The organism is Enterococcus sp. DIV1411a (assembly GCF_050531945.1).
In the GTDB taxonomy this organism is placed as follows: Bacteria; Bacillota; Bacilli; order Lactobacillales; family Enterococcaceae; genus Enterococcus_B; species Enterococcus_B faecium.
Genome location: NZ_CP172892.1, coordinates 1,823,683 through 1,845,743, shown reverse-complemented (window position 1 = coordinate 1,845,743; position 22,061 = coordinate 1,823,683). Strand labels below are relative to the sequence as shown.

General features: G+C 36.9%; 19 protein-coding genes, 1 tRNA gene, 1 pseudogene and 1 other annotated feature. Of the genes and pseudogenes, 18 read left to right on the top strand and 3 right to left on the bottom strand.

What is annotated here, in order from left to right:
* Positions 1-430 precede the first annotated feature (430 nt).
* Positions 431-2,620, bottom strand: a complete 2,190-nt coding sequence (gene nrdD, locus IGJ87_RS08945) for an anaerobic ribonucleoside-triphosphate reductase (protein ID WP_002288083.1) — start codon at positions 2,618-2,620, stop codon at positions 431-433.
* Positions 2,621-2,945: 325 nt separating this feature from the next.
* Between nrdD and IGJ87_RS08940 the strand changes: the two genes are divergently transcribed.
* The 11 genes from IGJ87_RS08940 to IGJ87_RS08890 all read left to right on the top strand — a co-directional run bounded on the left by IGJ87_RS08940 (position 2,946) and on the right by IGJ87_RS08890 (position 14,302).
* The gene (locus IGJ87_RS08940; protein ID WP_002304285.1) at positions 2,946-3,713 is read left to right on the top strand and encodes an ABC transporter ATP-binding protein; all 768 of its coding nucleotides are present in this window, start codon (positions 2,946-2,948) and stop codon (positions 3,711-3,713) included.
* Entirely contained in the window at positions 3,703-5,745 is a 2,043-nt protein-coding gene (locus IGJ87_RS08935; protein WP_089030462.1) for an ABC transporter permease, read from the top strand. Before IGJ87_RS08940 ends, IGJ87_RS08935 begins: the two co-directional genes overlap by 11 nt.
* A 280-nt stretch (positions 5,746-6,025) precedes the next feature.
* The gene (locus IGJ87_RS08930) at positions 6,026-6,175 is read left to right on the top strand and encodes a teichoic acid D-Ala incorporation-associated protein DltX (RefSeq protein ID WP_002338698.1); all 150 of its coding nucleotides are present in this window, start codon (positions 6,026-6,028) and stop codon (positions 6,173-6,175) included.
* A 10-nt stretch (positions 6,176-6,185) separates the two neighbouring features.
* Positions 6,186-7,700 carry a D-alanine--poly(phosphoribitol) ligase subunit DltA gene (dltA, locus tag IGJ87_RS08925; protein WP_002294033.1) on the top strand — a complete coding sequence of 505 codons (1,515 nt, stop codon included), beginning with the start codon at positions 6,186-6,188 and terminating at the stop codon, positions 7,698-7,700.
* On the top strand, positions 7,697-8,902 hold the full coding sequence (gene dltB, locus IGJ87_RS08920; protein WP_002288090.1) for a D-alanyl-lipoteichoic acid biosynthesis protein DltB: 1,206 nt from the start codon (positions 7,697-7,699) through the stop codon (positions 8,900-8,902). The genes dltA and dltB overlap by 4 nt, the downstream gene beginning before the upstream one ends.
* 44 nt (positions 8,903-8,946) lie before the next feature.
* Complete coding sequence (gene dltC / locus IGJ87_RS08915; protein ID WP_002288092.1) at positions 8,947-9,180, top strand: D-alanine--poly(phosphoribitol) ligase subunit DltC; 234 nt, start codon at positions 8,947-8,949, stop codon at positions 9,178-9,180.
* A 2-nt stretch (positions 9,181-9,182) separates the two neighbouring features.
* Positions 9,183-10,451, top strand: coding sequence for a D-alanyl-lipoteichoic acid biosynthesis protein DltD (gene dltD / locus IGJ87_RS08910; RefSeq protein ID WP_002288094.1), 1,269 nt, complete (start codon positions 9,183-9,185; stop codon positions 10,449-10,451).
* A gap of 140 nt (positions 10,452-10,591) precedes the next feature.
* Positions 10,592-11,674, top strand: coding sequence for a M42 family metallopeptidase (locus tag IGJ87_RS08905; RefSeq protein WP_002288096.1), 1,083 nt, complete (start codon positions 10,592-10,594; stop codon positions 11,672-11,674).
* Entirely contained in the window at positions 11,674-12,477 is an 804-nt protein-coding gene (locus tag IGJ87_RS08900) for a DUF975 family protein (protein ID WP_317744862.1), read from the top strand. The genes IGJ87_RS08905 and IGJ87_RS08900 overlap by 1 nt, the downstream gene beginning before the upstream one ends.
* A 69-nt stretch (positions 12,478-12,546) precedes the next feature.
* Entirely contained in the window at positions 12,547-13,287 is a 741-nt protein-coding gene (locus IGJ87_RS08895) for an MBL fold metallo-hydrolase (protein ID WP_002288100.1), read from the top strand.
* A 10-nt stretch (positions 13,288-13,297) separates the two neighbouring features.
* Positions 13,298-14,302, top strand: a complete 1,005-nt coding sequence (locus IGJ87_RS08890; protein WP_002288102.1) for a lipoate--protein ligase — start codon at positions 13,298-13,300, stop codon at positions 14,300-14,302.
* 44 nt (positions 14,303-14,346) lie between these two features.
* Here IGJ87_RS08890 and IGJ87_RS08885 read toward each other — a convergent pair.
* A pseudogene (locus tag IGJ87_RS08885) lies at positions 14,347-16,192 on the bottom strand (hypothetical protein).
* 211 nt (positions 16,193-16,403) lie between these two features.
* Between IGJ87_RS08885 and IGJ87_RS08880 the strand changes: the two are divergent.
* The 5 genes from IGJ87_RS08880 (at position 16,404) to IGJ87_RS08860 (ending at position 20,387) form a co-directional block, all read left to right on the top strand.
* Positions 16,404-16,922: a signal peptidase I gene (locus IGJ87_RS08880; RefSeq protein WP_002299609.1), complete on the top strand. Its 519-nt coding sequence runs from the start codon at positions 16,404-16,406 to the stop codon at positions 16,920-16,922.
* Positions 16,923-17,049: 127 nt separating this feature from the next.
* Positions 17,050-17,733 carry an O-methyltransferase gene (locus tag IGJ87_RS08875; RefSeq protein ID WP_002288107.1) on the top strand — a complete coding sequence of 228 codons (684 nt, stop codon included), beginning with the start codon at positions 17,050-17,052 and terminating at the stop codon, positions 17,731-17,733.
* A 308-nt stretch (positions 17,734-18,041) separates the two neighbouring features.
* A tRNA-Arg gene (locus tag IGJ87_RS08870) sits at positions 18,042-18,115 on the top strand.
* 158 nt (positions 18,116-18,273) lie between these two features.
* Positions 18,274-18,633: a DUF1304 domain-containing protein gene (locus IGJ87_RS08865; protein ID WP_002323271.1), complete on the top strand. Its 360-nt coding sequence runs from the start codon at positions 18,274-18,276 to the stop codon at positions 18,631-18,633.
* A gap of 122 nt (positions 18,634-18,755) precedes the next feature.
* The gene (locus IGJ87_RS08860) at positions 18,756-20,387 is read left to right on the top strand and encodes a SulP family inorganic anion transporter (RefSeq protein ID WP_002294025.1); all 1,632 of its coding nucleotides are present in this window, start codon (positions 18,756-18,758) and stop codon (positions 20,385-20,387) included.
* A gap of 61 nt (positions 20,388-20,448) precedes the next feature.
* On the opposite strand, the gene IGJ87_RS08855 is transcribed toward IGJ87_RS08860, so the two are convergent.
* Entirely contained in the window at positions 20,449-21,090 is a 642-nt protein-coding gene (locus IGJ87_RS08855; RefSeq protein ID WP_002289449.1) for a uracil-DNA glycosylase, read from the bottom strand.
* 185 nt (positions 21,091-21,275) lie between these two features.
* Positions 21,276-21,352 (top strand) — a sequence feature (ribosomal protein L21 leader region).
* 19 nt (positions 21,353-21,371) lie between these two features.
* Between IGJ87_RS08855 and rplU the strand changes: the two genes are divergently transcribed.
* Both rplU and IGJ87_RS08845 read left to right on the top strand, forming a co-directional pair.
* Complete coding sequence (gene rplU / locus IGJ87_RS08850; RefSeq protein WP_002289450.1) at positions 21,372-21,680, top strand: 50S ribosomal protein L21; 309 nt, start codon at positions 21,372-21,374, stop codon at positions 21,678-21,680.
* Positions 21,681-21,706: 26 nt separating this feature from the next.
* Positions 21,707-22,051, top strand: coding sequence for a ribosomal-processing cysteine protease Prp (locus IGJ87_RS08845; protein ID WP_002289451.1), 345 nt, complete (start codon positions 21,707-21,709; stop codon positions 22,049-22,051).
* The last annotated feature ends 10 nt before the right edge of the window (positions 22,052-22,061 follow it).

Here is a 22,061-nt window from a genome sequence, read left to right as displayed (position 1 = left end):
GGAGCTATTTTTGTTTAGCTGTTCTTATTACTTGATGCAGGACAGCTTTTTCACAACCTCTCCACTAAACGGTGTTCAAAAGCTTGCATCTGCAGTAATAAGCCCAACTAAACGAAAAATATGAGGAGCTATTTTTGTTTAGCTGTTCTTATTACTTGATGCAGGACAGCTTTTTCACAACCTCTCCACTAAACGGTGTTCAAAAGCTTGCATCTGCAGTAATAAGCCCAACTAAACGAAAAATATGAGGAGCTATTTTTGTTTAGCTGTTCTTATTACTTGATGCAGGACAGCTTTTTCACAACCTCTCCACTAAACGGTGTTCAAAAGCTTGCATCTGCGGTAATAAGCCCAACTAAACGAAAAATATGAGGAGCTATTTTTGTTTAGCTATTCTTATTACTTGATGCAGGACAGCTTTTTCACAACCTCATTTCATGTGTTTCACACGTGAGGAAATTTCTTTATGGCGGCCATGTACCATCGGACGAGCTTGCGGATTTCCTAAATAGCCACAAGTACGTTTGACTACATCACATGTTTTTGGATCATGATTTCCACATTCTGGACATTCGAATCCTCGTTCTGTCGGTTTGAAATCACCTTCGAAACCACATTGATAGCAATGATCGATTGGCGTATTCGTACCAAGATACCCGATTTTGTCATATGCAAAATCCCATACAGCTTCTAAAGCTTTCGGATTTTGTTGGAGCATAGGGTATTCACAGTAGTGGATGAATCCACCTGAACAATATTTTGGATAATCCTTCTCAAATTCCAATTTTTCAAATGGCGTTGGGTTTTTACGCACATCATAGTGGAAACTGTTTGTATAATATTCTTTATCTGTGATATTTTCGATGATGCCGAATTTTTCTGTATCCAAACGGCAGAAACGGTCAGTTAGACTTTCACTTGGAGTTGAATAGACACTGAAATGATAACCATATTCATCCCCCCATGCATCTGCATTAGCTTTTAATTCTTTGACGATATCAAGTGTGAAAGCTTTTGCTTCTGGGTTTGTTTCCCATTCGCCACCGAAGAAAGCTGAAGCAACTTCATATAATCCAATGTAGCCTAACGATACAGTAGCTCGACGGTTTTTGAATAATTCATTGACAGAATCGGTACGTGAAAGACGTTTCCCGAAAGCACCATACATATATAAAATTGGTGCATTTGCAGGAATGGCTTCTTTACAACGTTCTACACGATAGAGAAGAGCATCTTTCATGATTTCTAAGCGGTCAGACAGTAACTGCCAGAATTTATTCTGATCTCCTTTTGATTCGATCGCGATTCTTGGCAAATTCAATGTAACAACACCTAAATTCATTCGTCCGACATTTACTTCTTGACCATTTTCGTCTTTCCACCCTTGCAAGAATGAACGACAGCCCATAGGTACTTTGAAACTTCCAGTTAATTCAACGATTTTATCGTAATTCAGAATATCAGGATACATTCTTTTCGTTGCACATTCCAATGCTAGTTGTTTGATGTCGTAATTAGGATCTTCAGGGTTTAAGTTCACACCTTTTTTCAAAGTGAAGATCAGTTTAGGGAAGATAGCTGTCCGCTTTTCACTCCCTAATCCATTGATTCGAATCTGTAAAATTGCTTTTTGAATTTCTCTTTCAAACCAGTTTTCTCCTAGTCCAAATCCTAATGAAGTGAAAGGAGTTTGTCCATTTGAAGTAAATAAGGTATTGATTTCATATTCCAAACTTTGCATAGCATCGAAGATATCTTTTTTGGTTTTTGCTTTTGCATATTCTTTTTGGCGTTCTGGCGAATCGATCCATTCTTCCGCGTCTTTTAGATGTTTTTTATAGTTCAATTCTGCAAAAGGAGCAAGCAATTCATCTGTTCGGTCGGCAGAACAGCCACCATATTGACTTGACGCTACATTGGCAATAATCTGTGAGATTTGTGCTGTGGCGGTCTGGATAGATTTTGGCGATTCGACTTCGGCATTGCCGATTTTGAAACCATTGTTCAGCATGCCTTTGAAATCAATCAAGCAGCAATTCGTCATCGGTGTATAAGGATGATAATCCAAATCATGGTAATGGATATCGCCTTTTTGATGCGCATTTGCTATATGTGGTGGCAACATTTTCAGTCCGATTGATTTTCCAACGATCCCGGCTGTCAGATCTCGCTGTGTATTGAAAACATTACTGTCTTTATTTGCGTTTTCGTTCACGACAGTTTGGTCCTTGTTGATTAGCTTTTCAATCGAAAAGTTGATATCTGTTGCTTTACTGCGAGCAAAATCTCGTTTGGTACGATAATTGATGTACTCTTCTGCTAATTCATATTCGTTTTTTTCTAGTAATATATGTTCCACGATGTTTTGAATCTCATAAATTTTGACATTTTCAGCAAACCGGCTTTTGATTTCTTGGACAACCAAGTCTGCAATCATTTGAATTTTTTCATAAGTAAGTGGTGATAATGAGCCGTGAATTTTCTTTTCTGCTTTGATCAGTGCTTCATTGATCTTTTGTTCATCGAAATCAACATGGCGGCCATCGCGTTTGATGACTTTCATCTGGGATGTCTCTGGCTGCTGAGTAACGACAGTTTTTTCTTCATAATTTACTTTCATTATCTTCAACTCCTGCTAAATTGTTCTTGTCTATCATAAAACAAAATCTGGGAAGGAGCAACTAAATATCGGCTATATATAGTATTCAATGTGCTGTATAATTGGATTTCTATACTATATGTAGTGTATATTTTATTGTGAAAAAAGGTGAAAACTTGTAGCTGGTGGATTTGTTTTTTGCATATTTAATTTTGCTGAATAAAATAATTGAATAAAATTTTTTATTCAGTCCAAGTAAAAGTGACAAAAACATAAGAGCAAATTATTCGTAGATATGCTACTATGCAAATAAATAGAAATGAAAAATGAAAGAGGAGGAGAAGAATTGGAAAAGATGATCGAAGTGAAACATCTAAGTAAAAGCTACGGCAGCAAACTTTCTCCCGTCAAAGCCTTAGATAATATCTCATTCACAGTAGAAGAAGGCGAGTTTGTTGGGATTATGGGCCCAAGTGGTGCAGGAAAGACAACGCTGATGAATATCTTGTCCACGATCAATTTGCCTACGATGGGCAGTGTCTCGATCCAAGGAAAAGAAATCACAAAAATGAAAAATAGTGAGCTCAGTGACTTTCGTCGAAAAAAACTAGGATTCATTTTTCAAGAGTTCAATTTGATCGATACCCTAAATGCAAAAGACAATATCCTATTGCCCCTAGCAGTTGAACGGATGACTAAAGAGGAAATGGAAAAGAGAGTAAGACATGTAGCTCAATTGTTGAATATAGAAGAACTGCTCAAACGGTATCCCGATGAACTTTCTGTCGGACAGAGACAACGAATTGCAGCTGCTAGAGCACTTGTTGTTCAGCCACAAGTGATTTTTGCAGATGAACCAACTGGCTCTTTGGACTCGAAGTCGGCTACAGAATTGTTGAACTACTTGAAGACCATGAATCAAAAAGAAAAAGCAACGATACTGTTAGTCACCCATGATCCATATACAGCAAGCTACTGCGATAGAATTTTATTTATTAAAGATGGTGTGATTTTTTCTGAAGTTGTCAGAAGAGGGACAAGAAGAGAGTTCTTTGAGAAAGTAATAGACATGCAGGCGACGATTGGCGGAGGAGGAAAAATGAATGCTGTATAAACTAGCCGTTAAAAGTTTTTTTCGGCAGTCACGAGGCTATCTTGTTTATTTTTTCAGTTTGACTTTATCCGTAATGATCTATTATTCCTTCAGCGCAATGACCTACGATCAATCTTTAGTCAGAAGAGCAAGTCAAGATACTTCGATAGATGGTGGATTGAGTTTTGGCGGATTTATCATTACTGTTGTTTTGCTTTTTTTCGTATTCAGTGCCAACCGATTTTTCTTGAATAGAAGGCAAAAGGAAATAGGCATCTATCAGCTTTTTGGTATGAATAAACTGCAGATATCAGGTATATATGTGTTAGAAATCATGATAATTGGATTGTTCGCCTGCATTTCTGGGATATTACTCGGTATTATTTTTTCCAAACTCTTTTCAATGATTTTGGTTCGAATGATGGATATGGATCTTACTAGTCCATTTTTTATCTCCATTCCATCAGTAGTAGATACTTTATTTGCTTTTTTCATCATCCTTTTAGCAGTATCTGTATATTCAATATGGAAAATATGGCGCTATCCAATGATTCGAAGTTTTGGAGAAAAAGAACAAGCAGATAGTTCAACAATGCGCTTCAGGACAAGGCACCGATTACTCGCAGTCATCGGGTTACTGCTTTTAACGAGCGGATATTTTGGAGCTAGTCATTTTAGGGAAATCACTTCATGGATGATCAGTTATCATTATCTTGATACATTAGTTTTCTTTTTTCCTTTTTTAATTTTTTTCGTTTGTGTGGTCGGTACTTATTTGTTTTTCTGTTATACATTTCGGTTATTTTTGATCATATTGAGTAAATGGAAGATTTATTACTATGGTATCAATTTTTTGATAATGGGTAACACGCAAGTTCATTTGCTCAAAAGTTGGCGTACAAATTCTCTGATTACAGTCATTCTCGGAATTTCTTTAATGACAATTGGCGGCACGGCTAGTATCTCTACTATTTTATCCTACCAGGAGAAAGTTTCCTCCCCGATGGACTATCAGTTTGATGTTGAGACAGAGAAAAAAATCAAGCCGATTCTAGCAGAGGAAGGGCAGAAGATAACTAAAGAAATCACCTTGCATTATAAAGTCATTGGGAGTATCTATAGTCAAAATCTCGAAGAACCTATGTTTCAAACTGCTAATCTGATCACGGAAACACAATATCAAGCCTTCAGAAAAGTTAATCCAGATTTGCCGAACATTTCTTTGAAATCACCTGGTCATACTGTTTTGCTTGATCAAATGCAAACTCTTTTTCGGAATATTTCATTATATGGATCTAGTATTGGACTGCCAGATAATCAAGAATTGAAGATTCAACAAATGCTTCCAAGTGTATTAGGTGACGAAACAATGGTATATCTAAGTCCTGTACTGATTGTAGATGATACCGTTTTTGAAAAAGCAAAAGGTGTGGATTATCAAGTAGTCAATGTAGATGTATCAGGTGGAAATAATGAAAAAATAGATGAACGACTGAGCAATGACCTGTCGATAAAGTGGCTCAATGCTGTTTATTATTCTTATGATATCGTAAATGGAAGTCTACAAGGAGAAATTAGCACAAAGAAACTTCCGGATGACCAAATGAAGGAAGCACAATTTAGCCAAGAAAGCTCTCGTTTGAATTTCTCTTCTAGCTATTCGAAATTGCGTGCAGTCAATCGGCGAATCGGTATCAATATTTTTGTCACACTATTTGTCGGGATGATCGTGATTATTGCTACTGGTAGTATTTTGACAGTCCGGCAATTAGCAGAAGCAGAGGAAGAAAAAGAAAATTATCACCTATTGACTAAGCTGGGGATTCCACAAAGAAGGATCAGACGGATGATCTTCGAGCAAAACGCACTTACCTTCTTTCCACCCATGATATTAGGGATCACTCACGCAGTATTTGCAATCAATGTCTTCATTCAGTATATAAAAACTGCCGATTACTGGTTGGCTTATCTTGTGAGTGGCTTATTGATCCTTATCTATCTTTTGCTTTATGTCATTACGAGTCAGTTATATTGTCGGATTATCGAGGAATGATATACGGAATAAGACAAGATAATAAATAGAACTAAATTTTGAATACCATTTATTTGGAATAAGAGGTTGTGACACGATTTTTGTCACAACCTCTTTATTTTTTATATTTTTTAAAAGTACGAGAAATTATAAAGAAAAAAGCAGTGATTTGATGTGCTATTTTTATAAAAGCTATGTGACAAAACTGTTAGTAAAAAAACGGTTTCTGTAAGCTAGACACATGTTTCTTTTTGTCAAAATTAGTTACACTTTGTGTGAGGTTATATGAGGAGGGAATCCAATGAACAAATGGCGTTCTAATCAAAAATTGAATTATTGGGGAAAATTCATCATTCGAACAATTTTTTATAGTGCAGTACTGCTGTTCCTGATTTATCTGTATCACTATAAAAATATTCAAGGAGGAACTTTTATCTATAACGAATTTTAGGAGGAAGAGTATGGAAATCAAAACGATTATTGAAGCAATCGATGATTGGGGAATAAATGAACCTGATCGAGTTGCTTATCAGGCGGATGAGACGCATACTTTTGGTGAATTGAAACAAGCATCAGACGCACTTGCTTATTATTTAGAAAAAAAGGTAGAAGGCGATGGACCAATTGTCGTTTTTGGCAATTTGGAGTTTGAAATGATTGTCTCATTTCTAGGGGTTGTCAAATCTGGCCATGCCTATTTGCCGATTGAAGAGCATACACCCAAGGAGCGTATCCTATCGATCTTTCGGGTGGCTAAACCATCTATGGTCATCAGTATCGGGGACTGGATAGAAGATATTCCTTCGGTTCCTGTCATAACAAAAAAAGAATTTCAAGAAATCAAGAAGATACCAGTAGGATTTTATCCCAGAAATAGCGTAAAAGGTACAGAAAATTTTTATATTATTTTTACTTCTGGTACTACTGGAGAACCAAAAGGCGTACAAATCAGTCATGATAATCTAGTCAGCTTTGTTCAATGGACGATGGAAGACTTTGGGATCAAGCCTGGTATGCATTTCTTAGCCCAAGCGCCATTTTCTTTTGATTTATCGGTATTTTCTATTTACCCTGCATTAGTTTCTGGCGGAATGCTGAAGCCGTTAAATAAAGCAGTTGTTCAAGACTTTCGTCAATTATTCGCGACATTGCCAGCCTTGAAGTTGAATGTGTGGGTTTCTACTCCATCATTTATGGATATTTGCTTGATGGAACCTACATTCAATGGAGAAAATGTGCCGGAATTGGACATGTTTTTATTTTGCGGAGAAGAATTGACGAAAAAAACTGCAGAAAGTCTACTTGATCGATTCCCAAATGCACGGATATATAATACTTACGGTCCAACAGAAGCAACTGTAGCTATTTCAAGTATTCAGATTGACCAGCATGTACTAGATAGTTATGACCGACTACCGATTGGCTACGTAAAAAAAGACACGAAAGTTTCTATTGTCCAAGAAGGTAAACCTGTTTCAAAAGGAGAAACGGGTGAAATCATTATTGCAGGACCAAGCGTATCAAAAGGTTACCTGAACAATCCCGAAAAGACAGCTGCTGCGTTCTTTTGTCAAAATGACTTAGCAAGTTACCATACAGGGGATGCAGGTAGACTAGATGAAGATGGGCTTTTATTTTATGAAGGACGTATGGATCAGCAGGTCAAATTACATGGATACCGGATTGAACTCGGGGATATCGAACATTATCTGCTCCAAGACAACCGAATCAAACAAGCTGTCGTCGTACCAAAATACCAAGGAACAAAAGTACAGCAGCTGGTTGCTTTTGTCGTATTAGAAAACAAAACGAAACAGCCGGATTTTCAGTTGACTAAATCTATCAAAGAACAATTACTAGAAGTTGTGATGGATTATATGATTCCTCAGAAGTTCCATTATGTCGATCTGCTGCCTCAGACAGTTAATGGAAAAATCGATCGAAAAAAATTAACAGCTGAGGTGAATCCTGAATGATGTTACCTCATATGATCCCTTATGCAGAGCCGTTTTATTTTTTTCTTTTAGCCATTGCGCTTGTACCGATCGTTCTATCTTTATTGATATGGGAAAAAAGATTACCAGTTTATCAATCAGCAGTGACACTTTTCTTTTTATTTGTCAGCTTTGGAGGTAATTATTGGCAACAGGGAGCGGCGCTGATTGGGTATGTTTTGTGGCAGACGATACTTGTATGGGGCTATTTTGTTTATCGGCAAAGGAAAAATCAGACAGGATGGTTTTTTGCCGCCGTTATTTTAGCGATAATTCCACTGTTTTTAACGAAAGTGACTCCTTTTTTTGAACATGGAAAAGCATCGTTACTTGGTTTTTTAGGAATCTCTTATTTAACCTTTAAATCTGTACAAATGATCATGGAAATAAGAGATGGCATGATCAAAACATATAAGCCATTTCGTTATATCCAGTTTCTGCTGTTCTTTCCAACAATCTCTTCTGGACCAATCGATCGCTATAGGAGATTTGAAAAAGATCAGCTCCATCCGCCTGTTCGTGATAAATATGTTGATCTTTTGGGAAAAGGCGTCCAAAATATTTTTGTCGGTTTTTTATATAAATTCATTATCGGTTATTATTTTGGTCAAGTACTGCTTCCTGTAGTGGGACGCATTGCCTTACAGCATGGTGGTATTTCATGGGCATTAGTAGGTTATATGTACGTGTACAGTATGTATTTGTTTTTTGATTTTGCTGGCTATAGCTTATTTGCAGTCGGTACAAGCTACATGATGGGATATCAGACACCAATCAATTTCAATAAACCTTTTTTATCATGGAATATCAAAGAATTCTGGAATCGTTGGCATATGACGCTGTCCTTTTGGTTCCGTGATTATGTATATATGCGATTGATGTTCTTCATGATGAAGAAAAAATTTTTTAAAAGCAAGATCGTAATGTCAAATATCGGTTATTTTGCTTTGTTTCTTCTAATGGGTATATGGCATGGATTGACGTGGTACTACATCGTATATGGACTGTATCATGCTTGTCTGATCTGTCTGACAGATGCATGGATCCGATTTAAGAAGAAGCATAAAGAGCAGTTGCCTTCTAACAAATTTACGCATGGCTTAGCCGTATTTTTGACATTTCAAGCAGTATGTTTTAGCTTCCTGATTTTTTCAGGATTTTTAGATAAACTTTTTTTTAGCTAACGAATAGTGACATATTAATTTATATAACAAAGGAGAAAAGGAAAATGGAAGAACAAATTTTATCAATCTTAGAAGAAATAACAGGAACAGATGAAGTAAGAAAAAATCGTGATATTGATCTATTTGATGAAGGGTTGCTTGATTCTTTAGCATCTGTTCAATTATTAGTCGAGCTAGACGGAGAGCTGGATATCCAAGTCCCTGTATCTGAATTCGAGCGAGAGGATTGGAGCACACCGAATAAAATCATTCAACAAGCAACTGCATTGAAGGGTTGAGTATGAAAAAGAAACTTTTTGCTATTTTCGGCCCGGTTGTTTTAGCTGTTGGCTTACTGTTTGTGTTTTTTACCTCCTCCTATCAAGTAGATATCTCTAATCCAGAAACGATTAGACGTGCCTCTTCTTCCATGTCAGTGAACGTGTTGAAAGGAGATGCGATAAAAAATTATGCATTATCTGAAAAACAATATATTCCTTTTTTTGGCTCAAGTGAATTAAGCAGAATCAGTCCATTTCATCCGTCTGTTCTGGCAGAAAAATACCAGCGAAACTATCGTCCATTTTTGCTGGGAGCACCCGGGACACAATCGTTAAGCCAATATATGATGATGCGTTCTGCAGGAGATGCTATGAAAAACAAGAAAGTCGTCTTTATTATTTCTCCTCAGTGGTTCGTTAAAAATGGTGTAAAAACTGATTACTTTAATACGTATTATTCTGAACTTCAAACATACGACTGGTTGTTTTCAATGAAGAAAGTAACGCCTGCTGATCGCTATTTAGCTAGAAGATTATTAACTTTCTCAAAAGTAAAAGAGAATGATACGTTGACGGCGATTCTGCAAACGATCAAAAAAGGGAAGCTACCTTTACCTGAATCTTTGAATCAGCTGCGCAGCCAATGGAACATGCTGAAGAGAGAGGATGAAGTATTCAGCAATATTGGGTTGAAAGATCGACAGCAAAAAATCGATCATGAGTCAAAACGATTACCAAAACAATACCAAGAAACAGAATTATCCATTTTAGCAAATCAAATTGGAGAACGAGAAACGACGAATAATCCATTCGGGTTGAAAAACGATTTTTATACGCATCGTATCCGAGCCCACGAGCCAGAGCTCAAACAGTCACAAAAAAATTGGGATTATCGTTTTTCGCCAGAATTTTCTGATTTTCAGCTGGTCTTGGATCAATTAGCAAAAAACCATAACGAAGTATTGTTCATCATCCCACCGGTTAACGAGAAATGGAGCGATTATACCGGACTATCTCAAGAAATGTTACAAGGATTTGCCAAAAAGATCAAATTTCAATTAAATAGCCAAGGATTCAATCGAATAGCTGATTTTGTCAATCAAGCGGGTACCAACTATTTTATGGAAGACACGATCCATCTAGGCTGGAAAGGCTGGTTGGCTGCAGATCAACAGATCAGACCGTTTTTAGAAGAAAATCATATTACTGCTAGTAAGTATCATCTTGACGATGCTTTTTTTAGCAAATCTTGGCAACATCAAATACCAGATAAACTACAATTAAAATAAAGAAAACAGGCGAGTGTTGCTCGCTTGTTTTCTTTATTTTTGAATATTCTGAATAAAAGATAAAAATACCAAGTTTGCCTGAACAAAAATCATAAGCAATGGTATAATCACAATATGAATATAGAAATGGGGGAAAACATTTGGATACAAAAGAAGAACAGCTACTTATTGATTTAACTTCTGCAAAAGGAGTACCTGGAAATGAAGAAGAGGTAAGAGAAGTATTCAGAGAATATGCCAAACCATTCGCTGATGATATTTTTTATGACGGTTTAGGCAGTGTGATTGCCAAACATGGTGCTGGCGGAGGCCCCAAGGTCTTTATTTCTGGACATATGGACGAAGTTGGTTTTATGGTAACAAAAATAACCGAAAAAGGATTCTTGGAATTCCAAACTCTTGGAGGTTGGTGGGGGCAAGTCATGCTTGCTCAGCAAGTTGAAATCAAAACACGTGAAGGGAAAATCGTCCACGGTGTGATTGGATCCAAACCACCACATGTTTTAACACCTCAAGTAAGAAATAAACCTTATGAAATAAAGGATATGTTCATTGATATTGGCGCATCAAGCCAAGAAGAAGCCAAAGAGTGGGGCATACGTCCTGGAGATATGGTCACTCCATATATTGAATACAAACGAATGAATGGCAGTAAATATTTACTGGCAAAAGCATGGGATAATCGTATCGGGACAGCTGTTTCTCTGCGAGTATTAGAGAATCTATCTAAAGAAGCACACCCAAATGTTTTATTCGCAGGAAGCGATGTGCAAGAAGAAGTAGGCTTGCGAGGTGCTCGAACAAGTACACACCTTGTAAATCCCGATATTGCTTTTGCTTTAGATACTGGTACAGCAGGAGACACTCCAGGAATGACACCAAAAGAAGCAGATTCGATTTTAGGAAAAGGCCCACAGATTTTGATTTTTGATGCATCTATGATCCCGCATAAAAAATTATTGAATTTTGTTATTGATGTAGCAGAGGAAATGGATATTCCATTCCAATATACAGTGATTTCTGGCGGAGGAACTGATGCAGGACAAATGCATTTGACAAGAGATGGTGTTCCGTCTGTAGCCATTACCGTTCCTGTTCGTTATCTGCATTCCCATACATCAGTGATTCATGAAGATGATTATTTGAATACAGTGAAACTAGTCACAGAATTAGTGAAACGGCTTGATAGTGAAACAGTTGAAAAAATTCGGAGTTATGAATAATGAATAATAGAATACCTATTTCTGAATATCGGAAAAAAGCACGAGTTTCTTTGGAAAATCAATGGGGAATCAATACTTGGCTTGTTTTCTTATCTATAATATTTACGAGCGTCATCCAGAACTTTTTTGACGGTTTCAGTCCTTTTCCGGAAGAAAGCATGCAGCAGCACTTATTGAGTTTTCTAGTCGATAATTTACTTTTATTCGCATTCAACTATGCATTGTTTTACATTGCGCTAGTAGTTGTACGGGGTGGCAGACCAAAAAGTAACCTTTTATTTTCAGTTTTCCAAAGAAAGTATTTTGGTTCGATACTTGGCATCAATTTGATCAATTCAGTCATCAACTGGCTACTCAACAGTTTAATCTTTCTGCCCATGTTTTTAATCAGCGGAGTGAGTACTTATATGCAGCTGCTTTTCAGTTCAAATGCGGTACCTACGGGTGTCATGCCAGAAGATTTTCTTGATATCAGCTTTGTTTTATCGATGATAGGGATGATTTTTGTTTCAGCACTCATCATGAGTATTGTTGGCGGTTTATTCCAACTTGCTGCATGGACAAAGTTCGACTATCCTGATTTGTCGGTTATTCAATGTTTGAAATATGGCTGGTTTTTATTGAAAGATAGAATTGGTACGTATATTTTGTTGCAGCTGTCTTTTATCGGCTGGTATTTGCTAGGAGCAATCGCTTTGTTCATCGGTCTTTTGTGGGTCATTGTTTATGTGAATGTGTCAGTTGCAGAATTTTATGAACAAGCACGGATTGAAAAAGGAGGTCCAGACGCCTATTTTACTTAGCATGTAAGCAGTTTATTCATCAAAAAAATAACTTTTGTGGTAGGATAAATCTTTGAGGGGGAATGTACGATGAAATTAACTGTTTTAGGATGCTTAGGAGCGTATCCTTATAAAAATCAAGGGACAACAGGTTATTTGCTTCAATCTGACGGGTTCAATTTGTTGATCGATGCAGGTAGTGCTACGCTGATCAAATTACAAGAACACCTTGATCCACTTGATCTAGATGCTGTGATCCTTAGCCATTATCATCATGATCATATTGCTGACCTTGGTGTATTACAGTATTACTGGCAACTTCATCCTAAGAGAAATCCGGAGACATTGCTTTCAATTTATGGACACACAAAAGATTCCATTCACTTTGAAGAATTGACGTTGGAAAATGTCTCAAAAGGACATCCTTATTTTGAAGCTGAAGAATTAAAAATTGGTCCTTTTCTGATTACTTTTATGGAAACAATCCATCCAGTAGTATGTTACGCCATGCGTATCGTAGAAGAAACAACGGGGAAAGTATTCGTATTTACAGGTGATTCAGGTTATTTGGAAAGTTTCGCTGATTTTGCGAAAGATGCTGATTTGTTTCTAGCAGATACCTATCTTTTTGAAGGAAATGAACATCATCATGCCCATTTCACTTCAAAAGAAGCTGGAGAACTTGCGAAATCAGCTAACGTAAAGAAACTTGTACTTACACACCTACCTCAGTTTGGTGATTTAGAACAATTGAAAAATGAAGCGCAAAAGGCAGCAGGCAAAGGGATTGATATAGAACTTGCTGCAGTTGACAAAGTGTTTAACATTTAGGAGGAAGAACATGATTTTTGTACCAAATGAAAACCACGACCCAAGAATCAATTTAGCAATTGAACAATATTTGCTGCAAGAAATGCCTTTAGATGAACCTATTTTGCTCTTTTATATCAATGAACCTTCAATCATCATCGGCAGAAACCAAAATACGCTTGAAGAAATCAATCGAGATTATGTGGAAGAAAATGGCATTCATGTTGTCCGTCGCTTAAGTGGAGGCGGAGCTGTCTACCATGATTTTGGAAACCTGAACTTTAGTTTTATCATGCCTGATGATGGGGATTCATTCCGTGACTTTGCGAAAGTAACACAGCCAATCATCCAAGCACTTCATGAATTGGGTGTTGCTGGGGCGGAATTGAAAGGCCGAAATGATCTAGTCATTGATGGCATGAAATTTTCTGGCAACGCGATGTATGCTACCAACGGTCGGATGTTTGCTCATGGAACAATTATGTTCGACTCTGATATCAATGAAGTAGTCAATGCATTAAAAGTAAAAAAAGACAAAATCGAATCAAAAGGAATCAAATCGATCCGTTCTCGTGTAACGAATATCAAACCATTTCTTCCAGAAGAAAAGCAAAAAATGACAACAGAAGAATTTCGTCAAGAAATCTTGTTGAAAATTTTCGGCGTAGAGTCAGTAGAAGAAGTAAAAACGTACGAATTGACTGATGAAGATTGGAAAAAAATCAATCGAATCTCTGAGGAATATTATCGAAATTGGGATTGGAATTACGGGAAGTCTCCAGATTTCAATTTCTCTCGCCAAAAACGTTTTTCTATCGGTTCGATTGAAGTCCATTTGAATGTCTCAGAAGGAATGATCAAAGAAGCAAAAATCTTTGGCGATTTCTTCGGACTAGGAGATATCTCTGACGTGGAAAAAAAATTGGTTGGACAGAAATATGATAAAGCATCTCTATCAAAAATAGTCAGCCAAATTGATGTGAAGAAATATTTTGGTGCGATAGAACCAGAAGAATTGCTTACCTTACTTTATTGAAAATAAAAAATAGCGGAATCCACATATATGGATTCCGCTATTTTTTATACAGGATTCGGGTAATTTCGAGAGAGTTGAACAGTGATCCGATCAATGAAAGTATCTTTTTCCTGCGTTAGTGTTCCTGTGTAACGATCCGCTACGTCTTTCATCATCATTAAGTCAAAACGTTCCTGATCATCTAATTCTTCTGTGATGCCTCGACTAAATAGGTTTGTATCGTAATGTGCACTATGTTCGCAACAAATGACGAAATGTTCCTCTTATTCGTGTATCGACAAATAAATTTTTCGATACAGTGGATTTTCGATGGCATGAGTTTCTCTAAAGGAATGCTCTAAAGCGTGGATCAAAAGTTGAGCCAGATCGTCATCGTTGATAGGAAGTTCTTCGGGAAGATCTGCTTGGAAGGTTATCTGAATATTCCGTTTGGCAGCTAACTTCTGGTAACGCGCTAAGATAAGATTTGTCACCTGGTGGTTGCAAAAAGAACACAGCATTTCGAAATTTTTTGCTTCTTCTAATATCTTTTCCACATAGTTTTTAGCTTTTGTTTGGTCCGTATGCATTAAATCTTGCAGATTCTCCATCTCTTGGACAAATTCCAGGCGAAGTGTATTTACTTCTTGGATATGCTGTCGAAGCTGCTCATAATGTTGCTCCAACAAATCATTTTTGATTTTTAAGAAATCTACTTGTCTCCGATCTTTGTCGGTATTTAAGATGTGATCGATTAGATTGTAGCTGATAATAACGATTAGAATGATAATATATAAAATCGTAGACCAATTGATCGTTGTTTGATAGATACCTAATGCCGTTTGGATGTAAATCAAGCAATGGATAATGGCTACCAAGACGATCCAAGGTGTACAAGCTACATAAAAACGGTTATTCTTATATGCTTCGCCAATGCATGCAAGTGAAGTGACTAAAGTGCTTATAACACTAGCAATATTAGCAATCGGCATTAATTCAGGAAGTTCTGCAGGAGTAAAAGTTGCATAAAGCAGAACGCCGATAAAAATCAAAAGTTGGAACGTACAAAAAATTCCGTACCATTTTTTATAGTAAAACATTCGGCTCCAATAGTAGCAGATGATGAAAGCTGACGTTAAGATAATAAATAAATGAGATAAAAAAGAATGAACGAATGGTTCAAAAAGAATACCACTTAAAATATCTTCTGATACAGCTTCAAATCCTAATGCCAAAGCAAAGCAACTTAAGAGAATAAGTGAGTATTCAAGACGTTTTTGTTTATACATCAAGTAGATCGTATATAAAAAGGTCCCTATAGCGATAAAAACAGCGATTATCATCGTCAATACTTGCGGCACTGATTGTGAATAAATAAAACTAATCAATGGTCCAGTTGTTCCTAGATAAACTTTCGGTGGCAGTCCAGCATAGTTCTGATAAGGAGATGAGACTGTAAGGGTCAATTTTTTTCCGATATAATTTGCTGGTAAATCTATCACAGCCAATGAGAGTCCGGGGATTGCTTTCTTCCTGATAATCTTTCCGTTGGTATAAAATCTTTTCGCCTAGATATACAGTAATCCAATGATGGTTTCCTTTGATTAGTAAATTTGCTTCGTCCAACGGTTTTTCAAGTGTCGTTTCCATAATGAATGTTTCGTCTTTATCCACGGTAGGAATCGTACGAGTGTACTTGCTGTCAAACTTAAAATCAGGATCATCTTTTGTATAGAAAACCCACGAATCTTTTATTTCTTTCATTTGATTGCTGTCCGCAGGAGAAAAAATAAAATAAAAGAAATAAGCAATTCCTGTTAAAAATAACAATGATAATATAATGATTATGCTCCACTTTATACGTAAATAAAAAGATTCTTTTTTATTATATATGTTATTAAAAAAAGACATAAAGGTATTCCTTTCTAAAACTTGTAATGTTAGGGTAAACGTTTTTTAAACTAACGTCAATTATTTATAATAAAAAATGAGATAAAGATGAGGAAATAGAATTAGAAACATATAATTATTAAAGGGAAACATTTTTACAGCTATAATTTGAAAAAAATTTATCGTTATTATATGATTAAGAAGGATTGAATAAAGAAAGAAGTTGAAAACGATGCCTGATTACAAAAAAATAACTTTTATAAGTTCTATAACGTTGATTATATTTTTAATTCTTATTCTTCTCGTCGTCTTGGTTCCCCGAATTTTTGGTTTGACTCCTTATATTATTGAGGACAAAGAAATGAGTCCATATTATGCACAAGGAAATCTGATATATGTACGACCGAAAAATACAAATGAGATTTTAGTCGGAGATATTATTACATATTATGAAAATTCAGGAAAAAAAATCTCGACGCGTCGCGTAATAGCCGTTGAAAACAACCACGAAGATTTTTATACAAAAGCTGATACAAAGACTTATATTGAGCCTGGAGTAGTAAAAAAGAGAAATATTATCGGTAGTCCCATCTTTCAGATTCCATATATTGGACTAGTCCTTTCAAAAACGGCATTTGCATGGATTCAGGGGTTATTCTTTACGATTGCTTTTTGCCTAACAGGAATCACAGCATGGAATACCTTTGTAGAGTTGAAAAAGAAGCGGAGACGAACACAGAAATTTTTGTAAGAATGTTAAAAACATAAATGTATTCCAGAGATCCAACGACTCTTCTGAACATGAAACACGAGAAAACACTCATGCAGCTTGTAGATTTAGTCAGTTGTTCGTATAATGTGTGAAGAGGAGGAGTAGTATGCGCAATGAAATGATGCATCGTCCTGTAGTCAAAGAAGAACTATTGGATTTTATGCGTACCCAGCAAAAAAAATTACCGGGTGAGCTAGGCAAACTGGAAGAAGAAGCTCATGTAGCAGAAGTACCAGTTATTCCCCATGAAACAGTTGTATTTTTGAAATTTTTACTTGGACAGCTTCAGCCTGAACGAATCTTGGAGATCGGAGCAGCTATCGGTTTTTCATCAAGTGTCATGGCCACGACAATCGGAGAAAACGCTCATGTTACGACAATTGATCGTTTCGATGTCATGATCGAGAAAGCTAAAAAAAACTATGAACGTCTAGGACTGACAGATAAAGTGACTTTGCTTGAAGGTCAAGCAGCAGATATCTTGCCGGAGTTGTCTGGTCCGTATGACTTTATTTTTATGGATAGTGCAAAATCAAAATATATTGAATTTTTACCTGAATGCTTACGTTTGTTAAGAAAAGGTGGCGTTTTGATGGTAGATGACATCTTCCAAGGAGGAACGATCTTGCTCCCAGATGAAGAGATTCCCCGTGGCAAACGAGCTATCCATCGTAAATTAAATGAATTTCTTCGTGTTGTGATGGATCATCCCGATTTGACATCGACAATCTTGCCATTAGGTGATGGTGTGATCTTAATGACAAAGGAATCAGAAACAATCGAGTTGTGATACATGATTATGGCAGCCTGTAGATAATCGATTGAATCGAGGGCTCAATTCGAACTTGATGTAAAAGTTTCTATATTTGTAAGTCAATTAAAGGATACAGGAAATCTAAATAAACAGGAGTAGCATGAAGTCAATGTAGCTCCTGTTTTCAATTGATAACCTTAGAACAGCTGAAGGAGAATGTCTCGTTTTAAAAGATTGATTTAGTAGTTGGGCCAAAATAATTCATTATTTGCTAATTAAATAACTATTTCGTATTGACAGAAGCAATTTAATTATCTATAATTATTGATGTTCCGCTGATTCTTGTCATAGTAGCTCAGCTGGATAGAGCATCCGCCTTCTAAGCGGACGGTCGGGGGTTCGAATCCCTCCTGTGACGCTAAAAAACCGTTAGAAACTGAGGTTTCTAACGGTTTTTCTTTGTTTTTTGTGCCAATATTGTTTGTTTTCAAAGGCAAATAAAATAAAAAAACATCCTTATCGAGTACAATTATAAGGAGCAAAAAAATAAAACTCATCAGAAAAGAGGAAGAAGATATGACGATACTATCTAAAATTTTAGTGACTCTAGTTGCAATTGAATTTTTTTATATCATGTATATCGAAACGGTGAGAACTGATTCTGACACGACAAGTAGGGTTTTTAAAATGAGTAAAGAAGAGTTAAGCAGAAAATCTGTTCAAACATTGTTTAAGAACCAAGGAGTGTACAATGGACTATTAGGAGTGGGACTACTTTATGGAGCTTATCTTTCTTCCGCATCTAAAGAAATCACAAGTATGCTATTAATATCTATTTTTTTTGTTGCATTATATGGCAGTTTGACTAGCGATCGTTGGATTTTACTCAAACAAGGTGGGCTAGCTCTGTTGGCATTGCTTTCTATTTTCTTATAAATATAGAAAAAATAAGAATTTATCTAACAGGAAACTTTGTGAAAAATATTACTTTATCTCATGAAATATGATATTCTAATGAATGGTATTTTAGAAAATTTCATGAAAAAGGAGTTAGATAGGTGTTCAAAAATTATGTTTCCTCACTAAAAAAAGAATTTTCAGGTTATGATCTTTCAAGATTTCAGAAAGATCTTTTGGCTGGGATCACAGTAGCTGCTGTAGCATTGCCTTTAGCCTTGGCTTTTGGGGTATCAAGCGGAGCTGATGCGGCCGCAGGTTTGATTACGGCTATCATTGCCGGTATCGTTATTGGCGGTTTATCAGGCGGTTTTTATCAAATATCAGGTCCGACAGGTGCGATGGCAGCTATCTTGATGTCTATTGCGGCAACAAAGGGAATGCAAGGTGTATTGCTTGCTACTTTTTTAGCGGGTCTATTTTTACTTGCAGCAGGACTTTTCCGATTAGGAACACTGACTTCTTTTATCCCAGCACCCGTAATTACGGGGTTTACTTCAGGTATTGCTATCATTATTGCATTAGGTCAGATCGATAATTTATTTGGTGTTCACTCGGAAGGTACAAACGTTATTGAAAAACTAAGTAGTTATCAAACGATAGGATTTCCGATAAACACAGCCTCTTTGATCATGGGAGGGCTAGTCATTTTAGGGATGTTTATCTATCCAAAAAAATGGGCGAAACGAATGCCTAGTTCGCTGCTGGCTATCATTTTGGCAACAGCAGTTATGCTATTGTTCCATTTACCAGTAGCAACTGTGGGTAAGATTCCACAAACATTGATCAGTAGTAATCGTTTGAATATGGGAGATTTTAGCTTTTCTGCCTTGCAACAAGTGGCAGTTCCAGCTATTAGCATTGCTTTATTAGGAATGATTGAAAGCTTGCTATGTGGTGCTTCGGCTGGCCGAATGGCAAATAAGCCCTTAGATAGCAATCAAGAATTAATGGCGCAAGGAATTGGAAATCTGTTGCTTCCTTTCTTTGGCGGGATTCCTGCTACTGCGGCCATCGCCCGTACAAGCGTGGCCATCAAATCTGGTGCACAAACTAGATTAGCTGGTATGATACATGCAGTTGTCTTACTGCTCTCCATGCTTGTTTTTGCGCCAGTGATGTCACAGATTCCAATGCCAGCACTTGCAGGTGTTTTGATTGTGACGGCTTGGCGTATGAATGAATGGGAAACGATCAAGGAGCTATTTACTAATAAATATTGGTCAGCAGTTCTATTGTTTATCCTTACGATGATTTGTACAGTTATCTTTGATTTAAGTATTGCTATCGTGATCGGGGTGATCGGCGGCTGTGTATTTTTTGTTGTCAAAAGCGCTGCTATCACGATTTCATTAGAAACGATCGATTGGCAAAGAATGGGGCTGCCAGAAACGGAAAAGCTGAATAACTGGACAGTAGTGTATATTAGTGGTCCACTGTTTTTTATGTCTTCAGAAAAACTCAAAAATAAATTGGAAGAACTAAATCATCACGATGGTGTCATTTTCTCCATGCGAGGCGTACCAAGTATTGATTTGACGGCACGTGCAGTTTTTGATGAATTTCAAGAAAAAGCAGAGCAAAGAGGACAAACGATTATCTATACTTCCTTGCAGCCAGAAGTAGAAAAACAACTTTCTCACTTGTGGGAACATACATTCACGCATCAACATCAAACAGTTGCTCATGCGTTGACAGCTTTACATGCGAAATATACTGCAATTAGCCATTAAAACAATGAAAAAGAACAGACAAGACTGTAAACTGAAGATTTTATGGTCTTGTCTGTTCTTTTTAATATTGCTGTAAAAGTGAAGCTAGTACTTGCCAGTCTTGATGGATAACAGGTACAAGGGAGCGATTGTAGAAAATAGCTGCTGGATGAAAAAGTGGAAGAATTCGATAGTTTTTTTCTGACCATTCGTAGGCATCCTTTTGTTCTGTTAATTGTAAGACAGGCCCTGTATAGAGTTGACCATGATTTTTGGTAACCGTATATTCTTTGCCAAGTAAACGTTGAAGACCAATGTTTCCAAGTGTCGCAATTAATTTTGGCTGGACCTTCATCAGTTCGTAATCCAATATTGGTGCATGCGCAAATACTTCGGAACGAGTAGGTGTCCGATTTGGATAAACAGTTTCTGACTGTTGTGTCCGTTTATTGATCCGATGAGTCACGCGATACGGGCGGCTCCTTACAGCACTGGTGATATACACCTCTTCTCGTGTTAAGCCAGTTGAAGAAAGTGCCTGCATCAATTCTTTTCCAGCTTGACCGCTAAAAGGAACATGCGTATCAATCTCTGTTTTCCCTGGGGCTTCTCCCACGAGCATCAGTTTAGGATGAAGAGGTCCTTGCCCAGCGATAAATCCTTCTACAGGACGGCCGTTCATTCTTAAAGAAGCTTCTTGTATCAGTTCTTTTGGGTATTCCATTTATGCTCCTCCTTTTTCTTTTATTATAAGAATAAAAGAAACACAATGCGACTATTTTATTTGGTAGAACTGTGAGGATAGAAAAGCAGAAGTATTGCTTGAATTTTTGTTTTACTTTTTGATTTTAAATTTAGTTGACTAACGGTTGCTGTTCTGGTAAGCTAGTACTGTTGTAATTGTGGACTCCACAGCTACAACCGCTCAGAACAAGTAATAAGCACAGCATATGCTGTCACTTCGGATGGCGAGTCTAAGTATATCAGAAGGAGGTGCTTTATAGCATGTACGCAATTATTAAAACTGGTGGTAAACAAGTAAAAGTTGAAGTGGGACAAGCAATCTATGTTGAAAAACTTGACGTTGAAGCAGGAGAAAAAGTTGTTTTTGACGAAGTTATCTTAGTAGGCGGCGAATCTACAAAAGTAGGCGCTCCAACTGTTGCAGGTGCAACTGTTGAAGGTACTGTTGAAAAACACGGCAAACAAAAGAAAGTCGTTACTTTCAAATACAAACCTAAAAAACATTCACACCGTAAACAAGGTCATCGTCAACCATATACAAAAGTGGTTATCGACGCGATCAACGCTTAATAGCGTTTGAGAAAGAAGGCCTATATATGATCAAAGGAACATTTAAGCGAAATGACGCAGGTCAGATCGTTTCATTCACTTTGACCGGGCATGCTGATGCTGGTCCTTATGGAAGTGATATCGTTTGTGCGGGTGTTTCTGCGTTAGCGATCAGCACTGTCAACGGGATTGCCTCATTAGCCGGTTTTGAGCCGATTGTTGAAATGAATGAAGAAGAAGGCGGTTATCTTTATACCGAAGTCACTTCAGGAATGACACAAGAACAAAACAATATTGCTGAGATTCTATTAGAAAATCTTTTATTAGGATTACAATCGATAGAAGCTGAAAACTCAGAATATATCCAAATTAAAACAATTAATGATAAATAGGAGGTGCAGA